The organism is Streptomyces sp. NPDC001156 (genome assembly GCF_053598275.1).
In genome coordinates, this window is record NZ_JBSFJX010000083.1 from 15,117 (window position 1) to 38,391 (window position 23,275).

At 69.2% G+C, this 23,275-nt stretch carries 25 protein-coding genes; 23 read left to right on the forward strand and 2 right to left on the reverse strand.

Features of this window, described 5'->3' with window-relative positions; all coding sequences use genetic code 11:
• Position 1 precedes the first annotated feature (1 nt).
• Entirely contained in the window at positions 2-409 is a 408-nt protein-coding gene (locus ACWDA7_RS30425; protein ID WP_450608144.1) for a hypothetical protein, read from the forward strand.
• Positions 410-424: 15 nt separating this feature from the next.
• On the opposite strand, the gene ACWDA7_RS30430 is transcribed toward ACWDA7_RS30425, so the two are convergent.
• Positions 425-1,384 carry a hypothetical protein gene (locus tag ACWDA7_RS30430; protein WP_450608146.1) on the reverse strand — a complete coding sequence of 320 codons (960 nt, stop codon included), beginning with the start codon at positions 1,382-1,384 and terminating at the stop codon, positions 425-427.
• Positions 1,385-1,446: 62 nt separating this feature from the next.
• The gene (locus ACWDA7_RS30435; protein ID WP_450608148.1) at positions 1,447-1,650 is read right to left on the reverse strand and encodes a hypothetical protein; all 204 of its coding nucleotides are present in this window, start codon (positions 1,648-1,650) and stop codon (positions 1,447-1,449) included.
• Positions 1,651-1,712: 62 nt separating this feature from the next.
• On the opposite strand from ACWDA7_RS30435, the gene ACWDA7_RS30440 reads away from it, so the two are divergent.
• The 22 genes from ACWDA7_RS30440 (at position 1,713) to ACWDA7_RS30545 (ending at position 23,023) form a co-directional block, all read left to right on the forward strand.
• Complete coding sequence (locus tag ACWDA7_RS30440) at positions 1,713-3,530, forward strand: DUF6582 domain-containing protein (protein WP_450608150.1); 1,818 nt, start codon at positions 1,713-1,715, stop codon at positions 3,528-3,530.
• Positions 3,531-3,680: 150 nt separating this feature from the next.
• Positions 3,681-5,054, forward strand: coding sequence for a hypothetical protein (locus ACWDA7_RS30445; RefSeq protein ID WP_450608152.1), 1,374 nt, complete (start codon positions 3,681-3,683; stop codon positions 5,052-5,054).
• Positions 5,055-5,138: 84 nt separating this feature from the next.
• Positions 5,139-5,531 (forward strand): hypothetical protein, encoded by a 393-nt coding sequence (locus ACWDA7_RS30450; RefSeq protein WP_450608154.1) that lies wholly within the window; start codon positions 5,139-5,141, stop codon positions 5,529-5,531.
• A gap of 3 nt (positions 5,532-5,534) precedes the next feature.
• Positions 5,535-6,203 carry a hypothetical protein gene (locus ACWDA7_RS30455; RefSeq protein WP_450608156.1) on the forward strand — a complete coding sequence of 223 codons (669 nt, stop codon included), beginning with the start codon at positions 5,535-5,537 and terminating at the stop codon, positions 6,201-6,203.
• A 19-nt stretch (positions 6,204-6,222) separates the two neighbouring features.
• Positions 6,223-6,714, forward strand: a complete 492-nt coding sequence (locus ACWDA7_RS30460) for a hypothetical protein (RefSeq protein ID WP_450608158.1) — start codon at positions 6,223-6,225, stop codon at positions 6,712-6,714.
• Positions 6,715-6,785: 71 nt separating this feature from the next.
• Positions 6,786-7,010, forward strand: coding sequence for a hypothetical protein (locus tag ACWDA7_RS30465; protein WP_450608160.1), 225 nt, complete (start codon positions 6,786-6,788; stop codon positions 7,008-7,010).
• Entirely contained in the window at positions 7,007-8,170 is a 1,164-nt protein-coding gene (locus ACWDA7_RS30470; protein ID WP_450608162.1) for a phage tail tube protein, read from the forward strand. The genes ACWDA7_RS30465 and ACWDA7_RS30470 overlap by 4 nt, the downstream gene beginning before the upstream one ends.
• Before the next feature lie 108 nt (positions 8,171-8,278).
• Positions 8,279-8,683, forward strand: a complete 405-nt coding sequence (locus ACWDA7_RS30475; protein WP_450608164.1) for a hypothetical protein — start codon at positions 8,279-8,281, stop codon at positions 8,681-8,683.
• A gap of 95 nt (positions 8,684-8,778) precedes the next feature.
• On the forward strand, positions 8,779-8,943 hold the full coding sequence (locus ACWDA7_RS30480) for a hypothetical protein (protein ID WP_450608166.1): 165 nt from the start codon (positions 8,779-8,781) through the stop codon (positions 8,941-8,943).
• 3 nt (positions 8,944-8,946) lie between these two features.
• The gene (locus tag ACWDA7_RS30485; protein WP_450608168.1) at positions 8,947-9,399 is read left to right on the forward strand and encodes a hypothetical protein; all 453 of its coding nucleotides are present in this window, start codon (positions 8,947-8,949) and stop codon (positions 9,397-9,399) included.
• A 56-nt stretch (positions 9,400-9,455) separates the two neighbouring features.
• Positions 9,456-12,935 carry a phage tail tape measure protein gene (locus ACWDA7_RS30490; RefSeq protein WP_450608170.1) on the forward strand — a complete coding sequence of 1,160 codons (3,480 nt, stop codon included), beginning with the start codon at positions 9,456-9,458 and terminating at the stop codon, positions 12,933-12,935.
• A 52-nt stretch (positions 12,936-12,987) separates the two neighbouring features.
• A complete protein-coding gene (locus ACWDA7_RS30495) occupies positions 12,988-16,422 on the forward strand; it encodes a hypothetical protein (protein ID WP_450608172.1) in 3,435 nt (1,144 codons plus the stop codon).
• A 102-nt stretch (positions 16,423-16,524) separates the two neighbouring features.
• On the forward strand, positions 16,525-16,980 hold the full coding sequence (locus ACWDA7_RS30500) for a hypothetical protein (RefSeq protein WP_450608174.1): 456 nt from the start codon (positions 16,525-16,527) through the stop codon (positions 16,978-16,980).
• Between the two features lie 9 nt (positions 16,981-16,989).
• Entirely contained in the window at positions 16,990-17,535 is a 546-nt protein-coding gene (locus ACWDA7_RS30505) for a hypothetical protein (RefSeq protein ID WP_450608176.1), read from the forward strand.
• A gap of 35 nt (positions 17,536-17,570) precedes the next feature.
• Positions 17,571-18,116 carry a hypothetical protein gene (locus ACWDA7_RS30510; protein ID WP_450608177.1) on the forward strand — a complete coding sequence of 182 codons (546 nt, stop codon included), beginning with the start codon at positions 17,571-17,573 and terminating at the stop codon, positions 18,114-18,116.
• Positions 18,117-18,129: 13 nt separating this feature from the next.
• A complete protein-coding gene (locus ACWDA7_RS30515; protein ID WP_450608179.1) occupies positions 18,130-18,570 on the forward strand; it encodes a hypothetical protein in 441 nt (146 codons plus the stop codon).
• A 42-nt stretch (positions 18,571-18,612) separates the two neighbouring features.
• Entirely contained in the window at positions 18,613-19,512 is a 900-nt protein-coding gene (locus tag ACWDA7_RS30520; protein ID WP_450608181.1) for a hypothetical protein, read from the forward strand.
• 60 nt (positions 19,513-19,572) lie between these two features.
• Positions 19,573-20,388 (forward strand): hypothetical protein, encoded by an 816-nt coding sequence (locus tag ACWDA7_RS30525; RefSeq protein ID WP_450608183.1) that lies wholly within the window; start codon positions 19,573-19,575, stop codon positions 20,386-20,388.
• Positions 20,389-20,421: 33 nt separating this feature from the next.
• Positions 20,422-20,727, forward strand: a complete 306-nt coding sequence (locus ACWDA7_RS30530; RefSeq protein ID WP_450608185.1) for a hypothetical protein — start codon at positions 20,422-20,424, stop codon at positions 20,725-20,727.
• Positions 20,728-20,756: 29 nt separating this feature from the next.
• Entirely contained in the window at positions 20,757-21,023 is a 267-nt protein-coding gene (locus ACWDA7_RS30535) for a hypothetical protein (RefSeq protein ID WP_450608187.1), read from the forward strand.
• Between the two features lie 977 nt (positions 21,024-22,000).
• Positions 22,001-22,318: an HNH endonuclease gene (locus ACWDA7_RS30540; protein WP_450608189.1), complete on the forward strand. Its 318-nt coding sequence runs from the start codon at positions 22,001-22,003 to the stop codon at positions 22,316-22,318.
• 273 nt (positions 22,319-22,591) lie between these two features.
• Positions 22,592-23,023, forward strand: coding sequence for a peptidoglycan-binding domain-containing protein (locus ACWDA7_RS30545; RefSeq protein WP_450608191.1), 432 nt, complete (start codon positions 22,592-22,594; stop codon positions 23,021-23,023).
• Positions 23,024-23,275 lie beyond the last annotated feature (252 nt).

A 23,275-nucleotide genomic window follows, 5' to 3' on the forward strand; every position in this document is an offset into this window, starting at 1 on the left:
GATGAGCATCTACCGCCCGGCCCGGGTCCTGTGGAACCTGAACACGTCCGGGACCCCCAGCACGCTGTCCGGCGCGGGCAGCGCCAACAGCGGCCCCATCAACCTGATCGACATCAGCGACGTGTGGCTGGCCGTAGCCGTGGCCGGCACGCCGACCGGGACCACGCCCACGCTGAACGTGGGCCTGGACGTTCAGGACCCGGACGGCAACTGGTACCCGACCATCGCGAAGATCGCCCAGCTCACCACGACCGCCGGCACCGGCTCCGCGTTCGCCGGCCTCCACATGCCGAACGTGGCCAACAGCAGCGCCGCCTTCGTCCTCCCGTCGTTCGGCCGCGTCACGTGGACCCTCGCAGGCACGAACCCGGTCTACCCGCAGACCTCGATCGCCCTCATGGGGAGGTGACCGGGGTGGCGACGGTCACCAGTTGTCGACGACCCGAAGGATCATCGGCAAGGCGCTCAGGTCGAAGTACTCGCGGCCCGCGATGGCCTCGGCGCCCGCGGACCGGAGCGACGTGATGATCTTACGTTCTAGCTCAGGAGCCTCGGGCATGTCGGTGATCGTCGTGACGACGCGATCGAAGCCGTCCGCGCGGTGGTGTCGAAGCCTCGCCCGCGGGTCGTACGACGTGATCCCGAACTTCACGGCTCGCGCCGCGTCGTTTGCGACGACATAGAAGACGTCCCACACCTTGTATGCACAGGTGCGGCAAATACCTCCGCCTTGTTGAACGTTGTTCGGGCGAATGAGGGACAAGTGCCCCTTCGCGCACACGACGTTATGCGGCACCTTGTTGCCGAGCCACTTCGGTTCGGCCACGGTCCCGCCCAGCTCTGTAACCCGGTCCTGAAATGCGCGCCAGGACGCGGCGGAATCATGGCCAGAGCACACTCGGCACATGCAGCCGGACTGTTGAACGTCAAATGGCCGCGGCGACGTCTCATGACCATGAGCGCAGATCACGCGGTGTGGCTTCTTGGCGCCGAGCCACTGAGGTTCCAGAACGCGGCCGCCGGATGCTTCCACAAAGCTGCGGAAGCGCTGCTCAGCGCGGGCCGTCGAAGTAGGGGCGCAGACTGGGCAGATGCCGCCGCCGACCCGGACATAGGAAGGCGTTGCTTTCGTCTCATGACCTACAGAGCAGCGAACCCGGTGCGGGGTATTGACTCCGAGTGGCTTGGGCTCGAGTACTTCGCCACCGCGTTCGGCGACGAGCTGGAGGAACAGGCGCCACGCCACGCTTTGGTCCTTGCCCGCGCAGATGACGCAGAGACCGATGCCGCGATTCACGTCACCAGGACGAGGCTCGGCTTCGTGTCCGGCGGCGCAGAGCACCCGGTGCGGGACCTTGGTGCCCAGCCAGTTCGGTTCGATCACTTGGCCGCCCAGCTCGGCGACGCGCTCTCGGAACTTCCGCCACGCTGCCTCTGAGTCGCGCCTCACCGGGGCGTGGTCAGGTAGTGCTCGATCTCGTCGATCGTGCTTCCCTCAGGCGCCGTTGCCGTGGTTCCGTCCGCTCGGTCAAGCCAGTAGAGCCCGTAATCCAAGGCGCGCGGGTCGCGCCGTCGCGAACGGCGCAGAGAGAGCCCTTGTCGGCCGGCCATCCGGCGGAGCCGATTCTCGCGAATCTTGTCGTCCGTCATGCCGGAAAGTGTACCGGGAGTGATGCTGGAAATGATGCTGGAACCCTGGGAAGGGAGGCGCCGTGGCTAAGGCGATCGCCACCATTGAGGGAACCGCCCTCGTGCCGGGGGTCAGCAGGAACGGCCGCTACTACTCGCCTGAGGCGATCGCCCGGGCGGTGGAGCGCCTGTCCGAGCGGATCGCTTCCGGGACGAACCCGGCGGTCATGCTGACCTCACACGGCGCTGACGATGACTCCAGATGCATCGTCGGTCGGCTGAGTTCCGCGTCGCTCGCCGAGGACGGCTCGGCCCGGTTCACCGCAGAGCTCGCCGACACCGACGAGGGACGCAAGATCGCCGCCCTTGTAGACACCCGAGGCGGCCCCGCTTTCCTCAAGGGGGTGTCGATCCGCGGCGCATGGGTCGGCAAGGTCCGCCGCGAGACTGGCCCCGACGGCAAGTCCTACGACACCGCCCCGGATTTGGAGATCGACGGCCTTGACTTCACCCGGAAACCGGGAGTTCCAGGCGCCGAGATCGACACGTTCACCCCCGCGGCGGGCAGCGGCCCGGCGGAGTCCGCGCCCGGTGGCCGGGTGCTCATCACCGAGTCAGTGCAGGAGGCGCTGGTGACCACGACCGTCACGGAAGCCGACGCGAAGGGCGACGACACCAAGCCGTACGGCGACGTCACCTACGCGGACCCCGGGTACCAGAAGGACAAGAAGAAGCGGTACCCCCTCGACACCAAGGCCCACGCCAAAGCGGCCTGGTCGTACATCAACCAGGCCGACAACGCCCGCCTCTACACGAGCGCGCAGCTGAAGCGGATCAAGGGCCGCATCAAGACGGCGCTGAAGACCTTCGGCGTGCAGGTGTCCACGCAGGAGGGGTGGCTGATCGAGCCGGCCGCGCAGGTCACCGAGGCGCTCGCGGAGTGCTGGGGTATGGACGCGGCGGACGCCGGGAACCTGTACGTGTCCCTCACCAACGGGCCGACCACGGTAACGGTGTCCTCGTACAGCCTGGACCCGCACGACCTCGACGCCGTCGGCCGCGCGGCCATGGATGGTGCCTGCCAGGCCTTGGCGTGCATCGACCCGGACATGGACGCCGACGTGGACGTGCCCGGCGAGCCCGACGACGACGGCGAGCCCGCGTCCGCGGCCGGCGCCGCGTGCCCGTGCGGCTGCGGCTGCGCGATCCCTGAGACGCCCGGCTCTTGCCCGTGCCAGTGCAGCGCAGGGGAGTGCGCGCAGTGCATGGGCGAGGACGACGACAGCGGCGGCGATGCGATGGAGACCGCCCCCGAGACTCCGGCCGCGGACGTGGCCGGTAGCGCCCTCATCGAGACCCCGGCACCGGAGACTCCGGCCGCCGAATCCCTAACCCAGGAGGAGGAGCCCGCCATGGCGGAGTCCACCACCCCGGCGGCCGAGACCCCGGGCAGCACCGACGGTATCGAGGCCCTCGGCGCGAAGATCGACAAGCTGAGTGACGCCCTCGCAGGGTTCGTTACCGCGCTGACCCCCCAGCCGGCCGCGGCTGCGGAGTCCGCGCCGGCCGAGCCGGTCGCCGAGGCCGCGGCCCCGGCCGCTGCGGAGGTCACCGAGACCGAGGAGCAGCGCATCCAGCGGCTCGTCGCCGAGGGGGTCGCTGCGGCGCTGCCGCGGGCGATCCAGGAGCACGTCGAGACGACCGGCGGCCCGGCCCGTAAGGGCCTTGTCGCGCCGGTCGCGGAGACTGCCGCCGCTGGCGGCACCGGTTCGGCCGGGCTGCCGGAGGGCTGGCCGCAGAAGCCGCTGCACCAGTACACCGACGAGGAGTGGCGAGCGCACGTGGCCCCGTCCACGGTCGGTGCGATCCTCGGCGCCCGCGGCGCGGCTCCGGCCGAGTAACACCCGCGGCCTGTAAGGGCCCTTCACGCTTTCTGACCGCCAGCCTGCAGGGCTGGTGCCGCTCGGCAGAGATGGTCGCCCCGGCCCCACCCACCACCCGTGGCGTGGGGCTTTTCCATGCCCGCATCCTGCCGAGAAAGGCACGTCGCCATGACTACTGGTGACCTCCGTGAGGCGCTGACTGCCGCTGGTGCAGCACCCCTCATCAACAAGATCATCGACCCGATGCTGCTGGAGTACCAGCGGCGTTACTCCCCGCTCGTGCGGTCCATCCAGTCCCGCAAGTGGGACAGCACGGTCTACTACTTCAACCAGCGGACCGCCCGCGCGGCCGGTGGCTTCGTGACGGACGGCGGTGCCCGCCCCGTCACCAACTCCACGTACGTCCAGAACCAGTTCACGATCCGCAACATGCAGAGCGTGGGCGCGGTCACCGGCTACTCGCAGGCCGTCACCCGGCAGCTCATCGGCGACCTGCGCCAGCAGGAAATCGAGGGCGGCGTCCAGGGCCTGTACTGGGACATCGAGACCGCCGTCCTGTGGGGCAACTCCGGCTCGACCCAGTTCGGCGGCTACCCGCAGTTCGACGGCCTGGACACGCTCTGCGCGACGTTCTCCGGCACCAACCAGAACGCGCTCGACGCCCAGGGCGCCAGCTTCAGCCTCGGCTGGCTGGACAAGCTGATCGACATGGTCGAGCAGCAGGCCGCGATGGCGATCGCTGACGCCTCGTGGATGCTGGTCATGTCGCCGACCGCCGCGAGCAAGGTGCAGCAGCTGGTGACGGCGCAGCAGCGGTTCATGGACAAGGTCGAGGTCGCGGCTGGTCTGAACGTGATCAGCTACCGCGACATCCCGATCATCAAGAGCTCGTTCCTGTCCGCGCGTGCCTTCCAGATGGGCACCGTGACCACGGCACCGGGAACCACCGGCGGCAGCCTCGCCACGGCCACGTACTACTACAAGGTGGTGCCGGTCATCGCCCGCCAGGGCGAGGTGCTCCCGTCGGCGGAGGTTTCGGCGGCCGTCACCGGCCCCACGGGAACGGTCACCCTGTCGTTCAGCACGCCGACCGGCCTCGACGGCGCCCAGCCGAACCTGTACAAGGTCTACCGCGGCACCAGCGCGGGCAACGAGACCCTGCTCGGCTACGTCGACGCGACGGTCGGTGTCGGCACGGACGGCGTCACCCCGATCCTCACCACGAGCATCCTGGACGACGGCGTCACCCTGACCCCGAAGAACGGCTCGACCGTGCCCGCGCAGGTCCCGGCCTCCTACCAGGGCACCAACGCGGCAATGCAGCCGCAGGGCACCTTTGCGGAGAACATCTACCTGATGTCCCGCGACCCGAACTTCGTGGTCCGCCCGTACGTGCGCGAGCTGGAGCCGCTGGACGTGTACCCGACCACCGCGTCCCCGGACTCGCTGCCGTTCGCGATCGCCTCGGACACCTGCCTCGCGGTCCGCGCGCCGAAGTACCTCGGCCGCATCAACCGCGTCAGCACGAACCTGTCCAGCTGATCCAGTCTCCGGCGGTGCGCGGCGCCCATCCGCGCACCGCCGGCCCCCCCTAGACCGAGACCCTCACATCGAAGGGAGCGCGCTATGCCGCGCATCCGCAAGGAACGGGCCGGTAGCGACAGCTTCGGCAACCACTGGCCCGAGGACGGCTCTGTCGTCGAGGTGGAGCCTGAGCACGTCGGGCCGCTGCTCGCCATCGCTGACGGCGGTTTCAGCGAAGTCACCCCGGCCGCCGAGGAGCCGGACGACGACGGCGACGGCGACGGCCAGGGCGACGGAGATGGCGGCGACGGCGACGGCGGCGAGGGCGACGGCGACGGCGACGGCGACGAGGGTAAGAACCCGGAGTTCTCCGAGGTCAACCCGCAGGCGCCGACCGCCGAGCGCAAGACCGAAGACGCCGGCGACCGGCCGAAGCCGCCGGCGAAGAAGGCCGCGGCCCGGAAGACGGCCGCCCGTAAGCCCGCTGGGGAGTAGCCCGTGGCCGCGGACTCCCCGGTCCCGCTCGCGTCCGCTGCGGACATGCAGACCGGGCAGTTCGCCGACCTGGTGCGCGACTACGGGGCGTCCAACCTGGACCAGCTGATGGTCGAGGCCACCCGCTTGTGCGAGGGCCTCGCCGGCCGCCGCCTGGCCCCGTTCACCGGGGTACCGGAGACGCACCGGGCCACCGGGATCGATCCGGACGAGTACACGGACGCCACCAGCCTGCCCATGGACATCCTCGGCAGCCTCGGCCGCTCCTACGCCAACGCACTCGGCGCCGGCGACCAGGTGCGGCACGTGTGGTTGAACGAGTTCGCGCCCCGCTACCCGGAGATGTGGGCGTACGCGAACTTGCAGGTGACGCTGGTCCGTTCGTACGGCGGCACTCAGCAGGTCAACGCGGCCAGCCTGATCGGGGCCGAGAACGACAGTGGGCACGTGTGGTTCACGCTCGGGACTTTCCTGCCGCTCGGCTCCCTGATCCGCGTCGCCTACGACGGCGGCTACAGCACCGTCCCCGCCGACCTTGCCCGGGCCTGCAAGCTGCAGGCCGCTGTCCTGGCGCTCGGCGAGATCGACCCGGGCGGCAACCAGTTCGGCCACGACCCGGGCGCGCTGCGGGACCAGGCCGAGGCGATCCTGTGCCGCTACCAGCCCACCTGACAGACGCGGGGGTGGACTGGTGAGCACAGCAGATGCCGTGAAGCGCGAGGCGGACTGGCTGCGGTCCTACAGCGCCGCAGACGGGCTGCCCGCGCTCCTGAAGACCGCCGGCGGCCCCTTTGATGTGGTGCAGGCCTACGTGCCGCGTACGGGGGCGCAGCGGCAAGCCCGGCTGTACGTGACCAGGGTGGCCCTGCGGGTGGAGCGGTTCGGCTTCAACCGGAAGATCAACCACCATCAGTTCCTTCTGCGCCTGTACTGGCCGCAGTCCTCCCCGTCCGGGCAGGCCGAGTCCGTACAGGCCGCCTTCGACGCGGCCGTGGACCTCGTCCTGCAGCGGGTCTCGGGCCTGTTCCAAGACAAGACGCACGGCGCCCGCTTCCTGTCCGTCGCGGAGGACCCCGCCGAAATCGACGTGGCCTTCGCCGACCCCGAGGCCTCAATCCAAGCGAAGGCCGAACTCACGGCCACGATCACCTACCAGGCGGACGACCAGGACTACACGTCCTAGCCCGCCCTTTCACGCCCTCGCCCGGCCCCCTGGGGCCTCTTCGTCATGCCCACCTACTGCGGGAGCCCACTGTGCGCCAGCGCAACGACACCGCCTACGCCTGGACGCTGATGAGCGATCCGCCCGTCCAGGTGCTGCCCGGCGAGGAACACGACCACGACGTCCTGCTCGACGGCTGGACCCCCGTCGAGGACAAGCCCGAGCCGGCCGCCGACGAGCCGGCGGCCCCCAAGACCACCAGCAGGAAGCGCGCCGCCGCGGCGGACACCGACAGGGACGGAGGTGAGCCGCGGTGACGCTGCTCGGAAAGCTCGCATGGGTTGGGCTCGCCAAGGAGAGCGTGCAGGGCACGTGGGTGACTCCCTCGTACTTCCTGCCCTGCACGAAACTCGACTTCGACATCAACTACGACCAGCTGAGGGACGAGTCGTACCGCAACAACGACTCCGCGCTGCAGGGCCTGTACCAGGGCGCCGGCGACTCGTCCGTGGACCTGGAGTTCAACGCCTACCCGGACGCGATCGGGTACGCGCTGCGCATCATCGGCCCGGACACCGTCACCCCGGGTGTGTCCACGACGCTGTCCTCGTCCACCGCCGCCGGCGCCACGTCGATCACCACGGCGGCGACCATCCCGCTCGGCTCCACGATCCAGATCGACACCGGGACCAAGATCGAGTACGCGGTCACCGGCACCCCGTCCGGCGCCGGCCCCTACACGATCCCCATCACCAGCCCGGCCGCCGGCCTGACCAACGCGCACACCAGCGGCGCCACCGTCGTCTCCGCGACGACGCACACGTTCAAGCAGTCCGCGACCACGCCTAAGCCCACCTACAGCCTCACGCAGTCCAACGTGTTCGAGGCGTGGGGCTACCAGGGCTGCATGCTGTCCGACGTCACGCTCAAGGTTGACCCGAAGGGCATCGTGACCTGCGGCGCCAAGTACATGGGCTGGATTCCCTCGATCCAGGCCGGCCCGTTCACGCCGGCGTTCTCGGAGCCGCCGCCGCTGCTGGGCTGGCAGTTCGCCATGACCAACGCCGGCTCCGCCTCGACGCGCGGTCTCTCGTACGACCTGACGCTGAAGCGACCCGTCGAAGCCATCCACGCCTCCAACGGCAGCCAGCAGCCCCGCGAGGTGTTCTCCGGCGTCCTGGACGCGGACATCACGTACAAGGCGATCTACGAGTCCGACGCGGACTACAACCTGTACCTGCAGGCCCTGCAGAACAACCCGACCAGCATGAGCCTCGTGCAGCCGGTCGGCGCGGGCGTGGACGCGGGCGGCGCCTCGCTGACGATCACGACGACGCAGGGCGGCTGGTCCAAGGGCAAGCCCGACCCGTCCGGCACCTACGTGCAGGGCGACTTCGAGATCAACGGCATTTACAACGCCGCCGACTCCGGCTCGGTGCAGGCCGTGCTGAAGAACTTCGTTTCAGCGGGGTATTAGGCCTCTGACCTGCGCGTTTCCTTCAACTCCCCGGCCGTGCCGCGCGTGAGGGCGTCGGGGCACGGCCGGGGTCTACGCCCTCAACGCCCTCTGCAAGGAGCACCACCCGTGTCCGGATACACGAACCCGTACGTCCTGCTGCAGTTCCCCGACCTCGGCGACAACGTGAGTGTCCTGCTGCGGAACCCGCAGCTACTCCCTCCTTCGGAGCTGCAGCCCGAGGACGTCCCCACCGACGACAAAGGCATGCCGCTGGACTCCAACGCGGCGCAGCAGGCCATGTACAAGGTGATGGCCCGGCTGATCGTCGCCTGGAAGGTGTATGAGGCCTTCGACCCGGGCGCGGTCCTGGACATCGACCCGGACGCCGACCCGGCCGACCTGTTCGAGTCGCTCGGCGCCGGCGAGCAGACCAGGCTCGGCGCGGTCACCCCGGAGAACGTGGCCCGGCTGCCGCTGGCCATCATCAACCGGATTGGTGAGGAGATCGGCCGCGTCTCGGACCCTCAGTAGGCCCGGGCTCCCCGTACTACGAGGACGTCCTCCTCCCGGTCGAGTCCATCATCGAGGGCACGTGGGGCAGCAGTCAGCCGGCGCCCGCGGAGTGGGTGGACTTCGCCCTGATGCGGAAAATGCGCTGGTCCTGGGAGCAGCTGCAGCAGACCCCGATGTACGTGCGCCGGTACTGCCTGGATTTCATCGGCCTGATCGCGGAGCACGAGGAACGCGAGTCGGAGCGGGAACGCCGTAAGGCCGAGCGCCAGCGGGGGTGAGCGATGGAGCTGCGCCCCGGGGTGTTTACCCGGATCTTCGCCGAGGTCGAACGCGAGGGCCAGGCCAAGGCCCGCAAAGTCATCACCGCGCTCGCCCTGGCCATCGAACGCCAAGCGAAGATCAACGCATCGTCGGGCGCGCACAAGCGGGGCACGCCAACGCCCGCGCGGCCGGGCTCCGGGCCGGCGGTCATCTCCGGGACGCTGCGCCGCTCCATCACCCACAGCCCGGTCATCTTCACCGGCGGCGGCTGGGAGACGAAGGTCGGCACCGGCGTGGGCTTCACACCGCCGTACGGGCGGACGCCGGCCAACAAGTACGGCTTCTACCTGGAGACCGGCCTCCGCAATGGGGCCACCTATCCGTTCCTGCGGCCGGCGTTCAACTTCGGTGTGCGGGTCGTGGCCCCGCAGCTGTACCAGGCCGCGTTCCGCGTCGGCTGGCCGCGTATCTGAGCATCCCCCCTTCCCTTGGCCTGGCGGCCCTCGACAGCCTGTGAAGGGGGGTCGCGATGCCCGAGGTCGCGGACCTGTACGCCATCCTCCGCGCTGAGACCGCGCCGTTCATGCGGGGCATGCGCGCTGCCGCGGAGGAGGGCGAGTCCTTCACGACGCGCATGGGCGGCGTGGGTAAGACCATGTCCAAGCTGGGCGCGGCCACCACCCTTGTCGGCGTCGGCGTGGCGGCGGCCTCGGTGAAGATGGCCAGCGATTTTCAGACGCAGATGACCAGGCTGCAGACCGCCGCGGGCCTCACGTCAGACAAGATCAAGGCGATCGGGCTCACCTCGGACGGCCTGAACCAGAAAGTCCTGCAAATCGGTTCGTCCGTGGGCGTGTCGGGCACGAAGATGGCCGAGGCGCTGTACCACCCGATCTCCGCGGGCCTGGATTTGAAGTCGGCGCTTGAGGCCGTGAAGTACGCGGCCGAAGAGGCCAAAATCTCCGGCGCGAATCTCGATGACACCACCTATTCGCTGTCCTCGGTGATGAAGGCATTCAACCAGCCGGCCAGCGAAGCGAAGCAGACGATGGCCAGCCTCAATGCCATCGTGGGCCAGGGCGACATGAGGTTCCAGGACTTCAACGAGTCCGTAAAGAACTGGGCCCCGACTGCCGCGCAGATGGGCATAAGCATCAACAGCATGGGCGCCGGCCTTGCCTATCTGACGGACCGCGGTAACAGCGCCGAGGTCGCGGCCACCCGCATGACGATGGGCATCTCGATGATGACCACGCCGTCAGCGAAGGCCACGAAGATGCTCACAGCCTTGGGCGTGGCCTCGACGGACGTGCACGCCTCCAGTAAGGCCATGCAGAAGGCCATGGAGGACTCCGGGATCACGCAGAACAAGCTGGCGCAGGACCTGAAGAAGCCTGACGGCCTGTACGTGGCGCTCAAGGACCTCAAGGACGGTCTGAAGAAGGCGGGAGTCTCGGGCACCGAGGCTGACAGCGTCCTGTCGAAGATTTTCGGCGGCGGTCGCAGCGACAAGGCGATCATGTCGCTGATGCAGAACCTTGACGGCCTCAAGGGGAAATTCAACGACATTCAGAAAGCGTCGAATACAAAGAATTTCGACGCGCAGTGGGAGAAAACGCAGCACACGTTCTCCAACCAAATGCAGAAACTGAAGGCATCCGCGGAGAACATGGGTATCAGCCTCGGCCTCAAGCTGATCCCGCCGCTGCAGAAAATGTTCTCGTTCCTGCAGCAGCACAAGGGCGTTGTCGATGCCCTGGCGGCCGTGATCGGCGTGGTCCTCACGGGCGCTGTGCTCAAGTTCGTCGGCGGGGCGCTGGCCCCGTTCGGGAAGGGCATCGTCGGCGCCACAAAGGGCACTGCCAACCTGATCCGCGGTATGAGGAGCGCGGAGGCTGCCGCGTCCGCGTCGACAGGCAAGATGGGCTCGCTCGGCGGCGCCCTGCGGAAGGGCTTTTCCGCTGCCGCCAGTGGCGCCAAGGCAGCCGGCCGCGCGGTCGGTGGGTTCGCGAAGACGCTCGGGGGCCTGGCGGCCAAGGGCGGATCGGCCGCGTGGAAGGCGATCTCTTCGGGTGCCAGGGCGGCTGCCGGGGCGATGCGGGTTGCTGGGGCTGCGGCGCTGGACCTGGGCCGGAAGATGGCCGTCCAGACTGCGGCGGCTCTGCGGGCCGCGGCGGCGTGGGCGGTGCAGAAGGTGCGGCTGCTCGCTGCGGCGGTCGCGGAGAAGGTGACGGCTGCCGCGCAGTGGCTGCTGAACATCGCGATGGACGCGAACCCTGTGATGCTGATCGTGTTGGCGATCGCAGGCCTCGTCGCCGTGCTGATCTTGGCGTACAACAAGGTCGGGTGGTTCCGCGACCTGTGCAACGCCGCGTTCCATGCGATCGGCGCCGCGATCGGCTGGGTCGTTGACTTCGTGAAGGCGAACTGGCCGCTCCTGTTGGGGATCTTGACCGGGCCGATCGGCATCGCTGTCGCGTTGATCGTCAAGTACTGGGACAAGATCCGCTCCGGGTTCCTGACCGCGTATCACGCCACGGTCAACGTCGGGAAAGCGCTGGTCTCGTGGATCGCGGGCCTTCCGGGCAGGGCCTACAACGCGTTGATCTCGCTGGGCGCGAAGATCGTTTCGATCGCTTCCAGTGCCTGGACCAGCTTCCGGAACGCCACCGCGACCAAAGTGGTGGCCTTCCTCAGCTACGTGCGAGGCCTGCCAGGGAAGGCCCTCTCCGCACTGGGCAACCTGGGCCACCTGCTCTACTCCGCGGGCAGCGACCTCGTCATGGGCCTCATCCACGGAGTCGAGTCCAAGATCGCCTCCGCGGTCGGCACGGTCAAAAGCCTCGGCTCCAAGATCGCTAGCGGATTCAAGAGCGTTCTAGGCATCAGCTCCCCGTCCAAGGTGTTCCGGCAGCTCGGCATCTACGTCAACGAGGGCCTCGTGGACGGCCTGACCGCGAGCACCGCGAGGGTCAAGGCCGCGAGCCGCCGGATCGAGAGCTTGTTGCAGCAGACGTACAACCGGGTCGCCGACCTGCGCGGCACCAAGGGCGTCAGCAACAAGTGGGTGGCCGCGCACGAGGCCACCATCAAGCGCCTGGAGTCCTACGCCGCCAAGGAAGACAAGGTGATGCGCTCCCTGGCAGCGAAACGCGACCAGGTGGCCACGAAGATCAAGGCCGCGCAGAAGGCCCTGGCCGCGGTGCAGAAGCAGTGGTCCGACGAGGTCAAGTCCGTATCGGACGGCGTGAAACAAGGCTTCACCGTCATCACGACCGCCCCTCAAGAGGGCTTCGCGATGACCGCCCAAGACGTCGTCAACCACATGCAGGACCAGTACCAGAAGGCCGCCCAGTTCGCGGCCCAGCTGCGCGCGCTACAGGCCAAGGGCTTGTCCTCGGACCTCGTCGCGCAGATCGCCGCCGCGGGCGTGGACCAGGGCGGCGCGACCGCGGCCGCGCTCGCCGGCGCAACGAAGGGGCAGATCCAGCAGATCAACTCGTTGCAGAAAGCCACGAACGCGGCGGCGGACAACGCCGGCCGGGCCGTGGCCGACAGCATGTACGGGGCTGGGGTCAAGTCTGCGCAGGGCCTGGTCAAGGGGCTCCAGAGCCAGCAGCGGGCGATCGACGCCCAGATGCTGAAGATCGCAAAGTCGATGCAGGCTGCGATCAAGAAGGCGCTTGGTATCCACAGTCCCTCGCGCGTGTTTGAGGAGCTGGCCACCTGGATTCCGAAGGGCCTTGCCAAGGGCATCGACGGCTCCGCGCACCACGCCACGGACGCCGTGAACCGGCTCGCCGGCTCGGTGGTCGGCGTGGGCGCGGGCGCCGGCGTCGGCCTGGCGGCGGTCGGCGCCCGGGTCGGTGGGGCGGTGGTGCACAACCACGTGCACCTCACGGTGCAGGGGCACGTGATGACCGAGCGGGACCTGCGGGATTTCATCGAGCAGCAGATGCTGCGGCTCGGCATGAGGAACCCGCAGACGTACGCCCCGTACAAGCGCTGACAACTGCAGGACCGAGGGCGCCGCCGGGCGCCGCAAAAAGGGGGGGTGCCCGGTGCCGAACCCGAAGCTGGCCGCGCTCACGGACTCGTTCACGGCCGCGGCGATCAACACGGCGTTGTGGAACAGCATCACCGGGGGCGCGGCCGTCCTGGATACGGTCAATGACCTCGTGGCCCTCGCGGTGCCGACCGTGAACGGCGCGACCAACACCTTCGGCACGACCCTGCTGTTCGACGCCACCTCGAGCTCGATTTACGCGCAGATCGGGGCCCCGCCGAACGGGAACGGCGGCACGAAAGTCGCGTTCAAGCTGCAGGTGGACGCCAACAACAGCGTGGCCCTGCGCGTCGAGGCAGGCGCCTTCAAGTTCACGCTGCAGACCGCCGGCGTCACGACCACGACGACACTGCCCGCCTACGACCCCCACGCGCACCGGTGGTGGCGGATCCGGGAGACGGGCGGCTCCTGGGCCGCGGACACTTCCCCGGACGGGCTGACCTGGACGCAGCAGACCACCAGCTCCTACTCCTGGGCCGGGTCGGCGACCGCGATGTCGTTCCTGTTCCAGACCGGGGCGTCCGTCACCGAGGCCGCTGGCAGCGTCGCCACGATCGAGGGCGTCAACACGCCGCTCGGCGGGCAGTTCAACCCGAACTGGCCGCTCATCGAGGACGCTTGGGGCGCCTACTGGACCGCGAACGCCGGCGACAGCCCGCTGGACCGGTACGTGGAGGTCACCGACCGCACCCGCAACAGCGTCTCCATCTCACGCGGCAGGCAGTACGAGCTGGACCAGGTCCGCAGCGGCGAAGCGTCGATGACCCTCGCCAACACCGATGCGGCCCTGGACCCCGGCAACGCGTCCGGCCCCTGGTTCGGGCACATCGCCCCGTACCAGCCGTATAGGAGACGCGCGCAGTGGCCTGCCACCCGGAACCTGCTGGAGCAGGTTGCGGCCAGCGGCGGGGACCTGGGCGGCTACCCGCTCGGGACGATCCCGCAGGGCTCCGGCGGCGTGTCCATCTTCTCGGTCACGGACAACAGCGGCGGCAGCTTCGTGTCCTCTGCCTCGGCGTGGCAGGGCAGCACCGTCATGCAGTTCGCGGTGCCCTCCGGGTCAACCACCGGAACCCGCATCATGGATACCCCGCGCGGGTCAGTGATCCCGGGGCAGGCCTACACGCTCACCCTTCGGGTCCGGGACGTGACGGCGTCCACGAGCCTGTCGGTGCAGGCGTTCATCGGCTGGTACACCGCCAGCACCGGGTTCCCGCCCCCCTCCTCGTTCTCGTTCGGGTCCAGCAGCGTCCTGACCGGGTCCACGACCGCGGGCTGGACGACGGTCACCGTCACGGCGACCGCGCCCGCCAACGCGGCCGGCATGGACGTGGGCCTGGCGCTGGCCGCGAACGCCGCGGCCACCTGCAACGTGCAAGTCGACGGCGTCCAGCTGGAGAAGGGCTCTGCCTCGTCGGCGTGGGCCTGCCCGGGCGTCTGGTACCCGATGTACGCCGGTTACATGGAGCGCTGGCCGAGTAACTGGGACATGGCCGGAACTTACGGCCTGGTGCAGCCGCAGGCCGTGGACGCGTTCTCGCTGCTCTCGCAGAAGCTGTTGTCGGATCCGCTCACGCAGGAGATCAACAACAACTCGCCGAGGTTCGTGTTCAAGCTGGATGACCCGGCCGGTTCCACTGCGGTCGCCGACTGGACTGGCAACTACCCTGCGGCGCAGCTCGCCATCAGCAAGTACGGCGCGGGTAGTTTGGTCTTCGGGACCGCGATCACGGCCACCGACCCGACCGGCATCTACACGGGGTCCTCGGGGTCCGTGGCCACGTTCAACAACGCCAACCCTGGGTCCTCCAACCCGTCCGCGGCCACGTTCATCCAGCTGTCCAGTGCAGGCATCACCGGTCCGGCCGACGTCACCCAGTGGACCCGCATGATCGCGTTTCGCTACATGGGGCCTACGCCCGCAAGCGGAGCCATGATCTGGACGTCATACGACAAGCAGCGCGTCAACAACGCGCCGGGCGGGTCCGGTCTGTTCTGGTTCATCGACACGTCCAACCAGTTCAACCTGGGCATGCGCGGGCCGGGATCGGGAGGGGCGACCACCTTCTTCCGGCCCGGTCCCGCGGTCAACGATGGGGACTGGCATCTGGCGATCGCCAGCTACAGCCACGCCAACGCGCAACTCCTCATCAACCTGGACGGGGTGACGTACTCCTGGGGCAGCTTCAACCCTGCCCTGGAACCCACGGGGCTGATCAGTGACAACGTGGGTGCGAACGTGGACCCCACCGTGGGTAACGGCAGCAACCAGACGTACAAGGGGGACGTGTCATTCCTCGCGGAGTTCCCGACGGCGCTGAACGGCATCGTCATGAACAACCTGTACAACGCCTGGCGGTCAGGCTGCGCGGGCGAGTCCACCGATGCCCGCTACGCGCGGATCCTGCGCTATGCCGGCTACACCGGGCCGTCCACGATCCAGGCCGGGCTGACGAGGAGCATGGGGCCGGCGGCCATCGACGGGCAGGACGCCGTGAGCGCCCTCCAGAGCGTCGTGGATACCGAGGGCGGCGAGCACTTCGTGGACCGGTCCGGGTTCGTCCAGTTCAAGGCTCGCAGCGCCCGGTACAACGCCGTCACACCGGTGTACGTCTTCGGGGAGCGGACGGACCTGGGCGAGTGGCCGTATGAGGACGTCACCCTGGACTACGACTCCACGCACCTGTCCAACCAGGTCACGGTGACGCAGGCGTCCACCAACCAGAATTTCTACGCGCAGGACCCCGTCTCCATCGGGCGGTACTTCCCCCGCTCAATGAGCCGCACCCTCAACTCCTCCAGTGCGGATGAATGCCAGGACGCCGCGAACTACCTCCTCAGCAGGTACAAGCAGCCGGCGACCCGGGTCTCCAGCATCAAACTGCACCCCTCCGCGCAGCCCGCTTTGTGGCCGGTGTGCCTGTCCCTGGAGCTGGGCCTCCGCGTGCGGATCATGCGCCGGCCGCCGAACCTCCCGACGACTCAGATCGAGGCGTTCATCGAGCAGCTCCAGTGGGACACGGACGACACTGGCGATGCCTGGGTCACCCTGCAGTGCAGCCCAGCGGACACCACCCCGTACGCGATTTTCTCCAGCCTGCACACGACCCTGAACGGCTCGCCCGCGGCCGGCGTCACCACGATCACGCTCAACGCCGGCCCGGACAACACCAACCCGGCGGCCGCCCAGATCGGGCAAGGGCAGCAGCTGGTCCTCGGGTTGGGCACCGCCAACCAGGAGACCGTGACCGTCCTGTCCGTGGCGGGCACGTCGCCGGGCTGGTCCACCGTGGCCGTCACCTTGCAGGCCGCGACGACCAAGTCCCACAGCAACGGGGACGTGGTGTGCGAGCCGCTCCCGGCCAGGGTCACGGACCCGACCGCGTACGACGCGAACTCGAAATTCGACGCCGTGGATTTCGCTTACTGAGAGGGGCGGCGGCCGGTGGGGAATCTTCCGATCCCGACGCTTACCGCGCCCGCGGTCGGCGACTTCGATACGGGGGCGTGGTGGAATCAAAACGTTTTCGACATGCTCACGTACGGGCTGAACAACCCGGTATTCGTGGGCACGCAGACCATCGTCCAGGCCAGCCTCGCCGCCACGACCTGGGTCACGCACACGCTGGACTCCGAGCAAATCGACACCTACGGCGGGCACTCCACGACGACCAACACCAGCAGGTACACGGCGCAGGTCGCCGGCTGGTACACGGTGTGCGGGGTCAGCGTGTGGGCCGGCAACGCCACCGGCAGCAGGGCGGCGCGTATCCACGTGAACGGGGCCACGGTCCAAGGGTCGGCGCAGAACGTCCTCACGTCCTCGAGCGCGTCCGCCACCGGCGTGATGACCCCCGTGCGCGCCGTCCAGCTGGGCGTCGGCGACTACGTCGAGGTGGCTGGCTGGCAGTCCTCCGGCGGCCTCCTGTCCACCCTGGCCGCCTCCGATCTGGCCTGTGCCCTCTATGTGGCCTGGTGCCACACGTAAGGAGGAGGCGTGCCGAATCTGCCGGTGCCGGTCCTTGCCTCGGAGGTCGCGAACAATCTGTTCACGGCGGCCTTGGCGCGGGCCGGGATCTACACCACCGGGAACTTCCTGCTGGCCCCGCCTCTGTTCGTGGGGACGCAGACGTCAGCGCAGTCCATCGGGAACAACCCCTCTCCGTGGACGGCGATCAGCCTGAACACCGAGCAGGTGGACACCTACGTCGGTCACGACAACGTGACCAACAACTCCCGGTACACCGCGCAGGTCGCGGGGGTCTACTCGGTGTGCGGGGTCGTCGCGTACGCGGCCAACGCGACCGGGGTCCGCGGGGCGCGCCTCCATTTGAACGGGTCTGCGATCCAGGGCTCCGCGCAGATGACGCTTCCAGGGCCCGGCACGAACCTGTGCGGGGTGGCCACCCCGGTCCGTGCCGTGCAGATGGCCGTCGGGGACTTCGTGGAGGTCGCCGCCTACCAGAACTCCGGCGCGTCTCTGAGCACCACCACTTCCTCGGATCTCTCCAGCGCTTTGTGGGTGTGCTGGTCCCACACCTGACCCCTTGACCGTGTGACAGAGAGAGGGGGCCGGGCGTGACGAACCTGCCGATTCCGGTGCCCGCGCAGGAGGTACCGGGCGCGTCCGTCGCCAGCACCTTGTGGAATAGCCAGGTCCGGGACGGCCTCGGCTTCCTGTTGGGCGAGCCGCTGTTCATGGGGACACAAACCTCGAGCCAGAACGTCCCCTCCGGCGCGTGGACTGCGATCAACCTCAACACCGAGCAAATCGACACGTACGGCGGCCACGACAACGTCACCAACAACAGCCGGTACACGGCGCAGGTGGACGGCTGGTACAGCGTGTGCGGCGTCTCCTGCTGGGCCAACAACGGCACCGGCACCCGCGCGAGCCGGATCCACGTCAACGGCAACGTGGTCCAGGGCTCCTCGCAGATGTTCGCGCCCAACCCGTCCAACATCACGGGCGTGGCCACCCCGTTGAGGACGGTCTATCTCAACACCGGCGACTACGTGGAACTTGCAGGCTGGAACTCCAGCGGCCTTGCCTTGCCCGGCCTGGCCACCGGCGTCGCCGCAGACCTTTCCTCCGCCCTGTATGTCGCCTGGGCCCACGCCTGAGAAGGAGCTCTCGTTGACCACGCCCGCCCCCGACCCGGCCCCGCCGGCGCCTCCGCCGGCGCCCCCGCTGCCGCCGTCGCCGACGCCCGGCTGCTCCCGCCCCGGCTGCGACGCTCGACCACTCGTGCAGTGGCAGCGCCGCCCGACCGCCGGCGAACTGGCCGTCCTCGTCGCCGCCGAGCAGTCCCGCCGGGACCAGATCCTCGCCGCGGCCGGCCCCCAGGCGCCGGCGCCCGTGTTCCGGCCGCTGCCCACCGAGCAGGACACCCTGATCGCCGTGTACGCGTGCGGCCCGCACGCCATCGCCATGGACCTGGCCGCGGTCGTGCACGCCGCGGACTGCACCGCCCCGGACCCTGCCGACCTGTCCGGCTGCAACTGCACCCCGGAGCCGCCGCCGGAGCCTGAGCCGCTCCACTCTGATCCGCTGCCGCTGCCGGACCACTGGCAGTAGCAGTCGGCACGCCTCATCCGCCCTCACGCCCAGGAGCCCCTCTTGACCCGCAACATCACCTTCCGGCCCGGTATCCGGGCCGCCGAGCCCGGCCGGCCTCGCCTTCGGCTGCGCGACTTCCTCACCGGCGAGACGCCCCCCAAGCCTCCGGCCTCGGTGGACTACGAGTCCGGCATCGACTTTCCGATGTACGGCAACGATGAGGTCGGAGACTGCGGGCCCGCCGGCTGCGGGCATCTCGTCCAGTCGCTGACCACCTACGGGCAGGGCAAGACCGCCACGGTCACCGAGGCCGCCGTCCTCGCGTTCTACTCGGCGATCAGCGGGTACGTGCCGGGCGATCCGTCCACGGACGTCGGCGTGAATCTCCAGGACATGCTGGAGTACTGGCGCAAGCACGACCTTGCAGGGCACGAGATCGTCGCGTTCGCCGAGGTGGACGTCTCGAACCCGGTCGAAGTGCAGCTGGCCATCGACCTGTTCGACGCGGTCATCACCGGTATCAACCTGCCGCGGTCTGCGGAGGACCAGTTCAACGCGCACCAGGTGTGGGACGTGGTGCGCGGCTCCAGGGTGCTCGGCGGCCACTGCGTGCCGTTCTTCGGGTACGGCGGCGGCCTGTACCAGGGGGTGACCTGGGCGGCGGTGCAGGCCATGACCGAGAAATTCCGCAGGAAGTACGTGGCCGAGGGCTGGGTCGTCATCACGAAGGACTGGCTCAACGCCAAGGGGGTCACCCCGACCGGGCTGGACCTGTACGGCCTGGGCCAGGCCCTCGCCCAGCTGACCGGCGAGCCGAACCCCATCCCGAAGCCAGGCCCGACGCTGGTGCCTTCCCCTCCTCCGTCGCCCGCTCCTGCTCCGGGTTTTGGACCGGATTCTCGCCTGGTTCAGGCGTACGACCTGATGCACGAGTGGGCGCAGGACAACCACGTCGGCTGACCGGCCGCAACCCTCAACACCCCCGCTGAGCCGGGGGCTTTCGCATGCCCGGGAGGGCTCATGGCAACACCTGACTGGCGCCGCCTGATCGACCACGTGATGGCCGTCCCGGAACGCGCGTACGAGCACTGGCACAGCCCCGGCGGCTGGGACAACGTCACCCCGTTCGGCGCGGAGTACGGCGAGAACGGCGTGTCCTGGTGCGTCATCTGGGACTGGGACATGCATCACGACGTCGGCCTCGACGGGATCGTCCCGAAGACCGACAACGTCAGCGTCTTCGCTAGCTGGGCCAAGGCGCACGGCCAGTGGTCGGAGTACCCGTCCGTGGGGGCGTGGGTCGACTTCGGCGGCGGCGCGCACACGGAGATCGTCGTCGGATTCGATCAGTCGACGGTCTACACAAAGGGCGGCAACAGCATTCGGGCCAGCGCCTCGGACGGCGGGCAGGGCAACGGGGTCTGGTCCCACTCCCACGCGCGGACCGACTCCTATGTCACCGGGTACTTCGCGCCCCGCTACCCGGACGGCGTGTGCCCGCCGACCGCGGACCCGAACGACCCGCGCGGGGGCAAGGCGATCGCCGCCTGGCGGTGGTCGCCGCTGTTGAGCTGCCCGCCGTTCCCCGGCCGGCAGTTCTTTGTGCTCGGCGCGACTTCCGACCACGCCCTGCTCCTGCAGACGTGGTTGCAGCGCGGCGGCTGGGGGCCCGCGTACCGGGTGGGCCCGTCCCGGACGATGACCGCCCTGGACCTGGCCAAGGTCCGGGCGTTGCAGGAGCACTACCTCGCCGACCTCGGCCCCGCGGACGGTCTGACCGGCCCGCGTACGTGGCTGTACGCGTGGCAGGTCGCCAACGGCCTCCGCGCAAGGTAACCCCCGTCCGTCCCGCTCACCTTGGAGTGCACCATGCTGCCGAACGCTGAACTGTGGGCCGCGGCCCTCGGCTACGTCCTGCCGCTCGCGATCGCCGTCGTCAACCAGCCCAGATGGCGCGGCTGGGTCAAGGGCCTGCTCATGCTCGTCGTCGCTGCCGGCGATGGCGCGGGCACGGCGTACTTCGGCGACCAGTTCCACGGCCGGTCGGTCGTTTCGACTGTGCTGATCGCGGCGATCGCGATCGGGGTCGCGTACCACACCGTCTGGAAGCCCAGCGGGATCGCGCCCGCCCTTGAGCGGGCCACCTCCGCCGGCGGCGTTGAGTCCGGAGCCTGACCTGCCCGTGAGCGCGCCCGGGAGGTGGTATGGACGCGGCGATGGTCACGGCGATTTCCGCTCTGATCGCGGGACCCGTGGCCGCAGCCGCGGCTATTTACGGCTCCCGGGGGCAGAATCGGGCGGCCCAGGAGGGCAGCGCGGTGAATGGCTTCAGCAGCCTTACGAACGAGCTCCAGGAGGAGCTCAAAGAGAAGCGCGATGAGCTGCACGCCCTGCGGGTCGAGTTGGCGGCCGAGCGCGCTGAAGTGTCCCGGCTGAAAGCGGTCGTCGCGCAGCTGGGAGGTACGCCGTGACGCGTACGGAGAGTGCCCTGTACCGGGCGCGGCACCTGCTGTGGATCGCGGCCGCCCTCTGCATCCTGGGGGGCGCCGTCACCGTCGTGTACGTGCAAGGGCGGGACGACGCGAAGCGGGCGCAGGAGCGGGCCGACCATCTGGCCGCGGAGGCAGACCTACGCGGCCAGGCTGTTGGGACGCTCGCGACGGACGTCCGGCAGCTGCGGACGCAGGTGCGAGCGGCTGGCCGGACACCGGTCGCGCCGGACCCGACGCGGGCCGTCCATAACCTGCCGGCCAGGACCGAGGTGCCGGTTCCGATCCCGGGACCGGCCGGCCCGGCAGGGCCTTCGGGCTCCCGGGGTCCGTCCGGCCCGGCGGGGTCGGCGGGACCGTCCGGGGCGACCGGGCAGGCCGGCGCGTCCGGCGCACCAGGCGCCGCCGGCTCGGCAGGCCCGGCCGGACCTGCGGGGCCACCCGGCCAGACGGGGCCCGCCGGACCGCCAGGACCTGCCGGCCAGGACGGCAAGGTCGGGGCGCCGGGGCAGCCGCCCGCGGGGTGGACCTTCGAGTACGGCGGCGCCACCTACGATTGCGAGCCTGTCAGCGGCTTCGACCCGAACGCGCCGCGCTACAGCTGCACGTCGGAACAGAAGGGGCCGCTGTCCCTTCCGGCGTCGCCGGCGGACTCGCAGTCCGCGTCGCTGGTCGCCTGTGCCGTGTTCACCCGTAGGAGGCTTAGTGCCCGAGAGAGCAGCGCGCCGTCCGGTCGCCAAGCGACCGGACCCCCCTGGCCGCGCTGACGAGCCGCAGCGGCCTCGGCCGCAGTGGCGCGGCCTGTTCGTACAGCCGGACTGGCCACCCGAGGATGAAGTCGAGTAAGCGATGCCCCCGCCCCTGCTTCGGCAGGCGGCGGGGGCATTTTGCTGTGCGAGGGGGGGCAGCCGCTCGTGCGGGGCTGGCTGCCGCGCGAGGCCCGCCGGTAGCAGGCTCTGGTGGACCGCAAGCCGTCCTCGCGGCGCCGACGGCTGTTGAAGGCGCGGCTGGCGGAGCGGGACGGGGCGTCGTGCTGGTACTGCGGCGCCGTGTTCGGGCCCGGCCTGGACGGGGCGACGATCGACCACCTCGTGCCGCGGTCGGTCTGGCACACGTGGATGCAGGCGGCGCTGGTGCTGGAGTGCGGGCCGTGCAACCAGGCCAAGGCCAACCGGCTCCCCCAGGCGGTACTGCGGCCGGCGCCGGGGACGTTCGGGCCGGGCCTGGACCCCGCCACCTCGGCCGGGCGTGCGGCGGAGGTCGGCACAGCGGCGTGACGGCTTGCCTGTCCTCCCCGTGGTCCCGGCGGCCGGGGGCGGGCGGGGAGCCGGCCACACTGCCCGGTCCTGACCAGCAAGGGAGAACCCCATGCCCGGGTTCATCACCGGTTGGAAGGCGCTCGAAGCCCAGGCTGTGAACCGCGGCGATAATGGCTGAAATTCGGCCTTCTAGGCAGACGGTTGCCTGTCATGCTCATCGCGTTTGGACGGCAGAGAGCAGGGGGAGAGAATATGCAATTCCGTACTATAAGAATCAATATGGTCGCAGGCGTGGTCGGTGCACTGACCGCCGCCACCCTCGGTCTGAGCGCCACGCCGGCCTCCGCTGCCGAGGTCCATTGCGCCAACTTCACCACGCTGCAGAGGGGCGGGACCATCGGTGGGGGGGAGTTGTACATCCACAAGCCGTCGACGACCCCGGAGTCAGGAAACTACAACTGCGTCGTGGCCCGGGGGGACCACAACTGGGCCGTGCGGGCCTTGCAGGAGACCCTGAACACCTGCTACAAGCAGGGCATCGCGGAGGATTCGGACTTCGGCCCCGCCACCGAGCAGGCAGTAAAGAACGCCCAGACAATAATCAACGGGAAGTTCCCCAGCGCGGGGCTGAGCGTGGACGGCCGTTTCGGCCCCCTCACCAGCTCCTGGTTCTCCTTCAAGCAATTCAAGGCGGACGGCACCGCCACAAACGGCTGTTGGTGAGAGCGCGCCTGAAACGTTCAGAACCTGTTTTCAAGCCCCCGGACTGCCGGGCTCGGTAGCCCGGTATCAGGTGGGCTCCAGGGCAAGTTGGTGGCCACCAACTTGAGAACGATCAAGGCCGGGTCGGTCCGCCGACCGAGTTCGCCGGCCTCCGGGGCACGGTTTCCACGGAGACCGTGCCCCGGAGAACCACGGGCCCCATGGACCCCACCACTTCCGTTAGCCGAGCGGGCACGGGGAACGGGGGGCGGA

Coding starts and splice junctions, on each gene's coding strand:
- ACWDA7_RS30425 (WP_450608144.1), top strand. CDS start 2: ATGAGCATCTACCGCCCGGCCCGGGTCCTGTGGAACCTGAACACGTCC.
- ACWDA7_RS30435 (WP_450608148.1), bottom strand. CDS start 1,650: ATGACGGACGACAAGATTCGCGAGAATCGGCTCCGCCGGATGGCCGGC.
- ACWDA7_RS30445 (WP_450608152.1), top strand. CDS start 3,681: ATGACTACTGGTGACCTCCGTGAGGCGCTGACTGCCGCTGGTGCAGCA.
- ACWDA7_RS30450 (WP_450608154.1), top strand. CDS start 5,139: ATGCCGCGCATCCGCAAGGAACGGGCCGGTAGCGACAGCTTCGGCAAC.
- ACWDA7_RS30485 (WP_450608168.1), top strand. CDS start 8,947: ATGGAGCTGCGCCCCGGGGTGTTTACCCGGATCTTCGCCGAGGTCGAA.
- ACWDA7_RS30490 (WP_450608170.1), top strand. CDS start 9,456: ATGCCCGAGGTCGCGGACCTGTACGCCATCCTCCGCGCTGAGACCGCG.
- ACWDA7_RS30500 (WP_450608174.1), top strand. CDS start 16,525: ATGCTCACGTACGGGCTGAACAACCCGGTATTCGTGGGCACGCAGACC.
- ACWDA7_RS30525 (WP_450608183.1), top strand. CDS start 19,573: ATGGCAACACCTGACTGGCGCCGCCTGATCGACCACGTGATGGCCGTC.
- ACWDA7_RS30530 (WP_450608185.1), top strand. CDS start 20,422: ATGCTGCCGAACGCTGAACTGTGGGCCGCGGCCCTCGGCTACGTCCTG.
- ACWDA7_RS30535 (WP_450608187.1), top strand. CDS start 20,757: ATGGACGCGGCGATGGTCACGGCGATTTCCGCTCTGATCGCGGGACCC.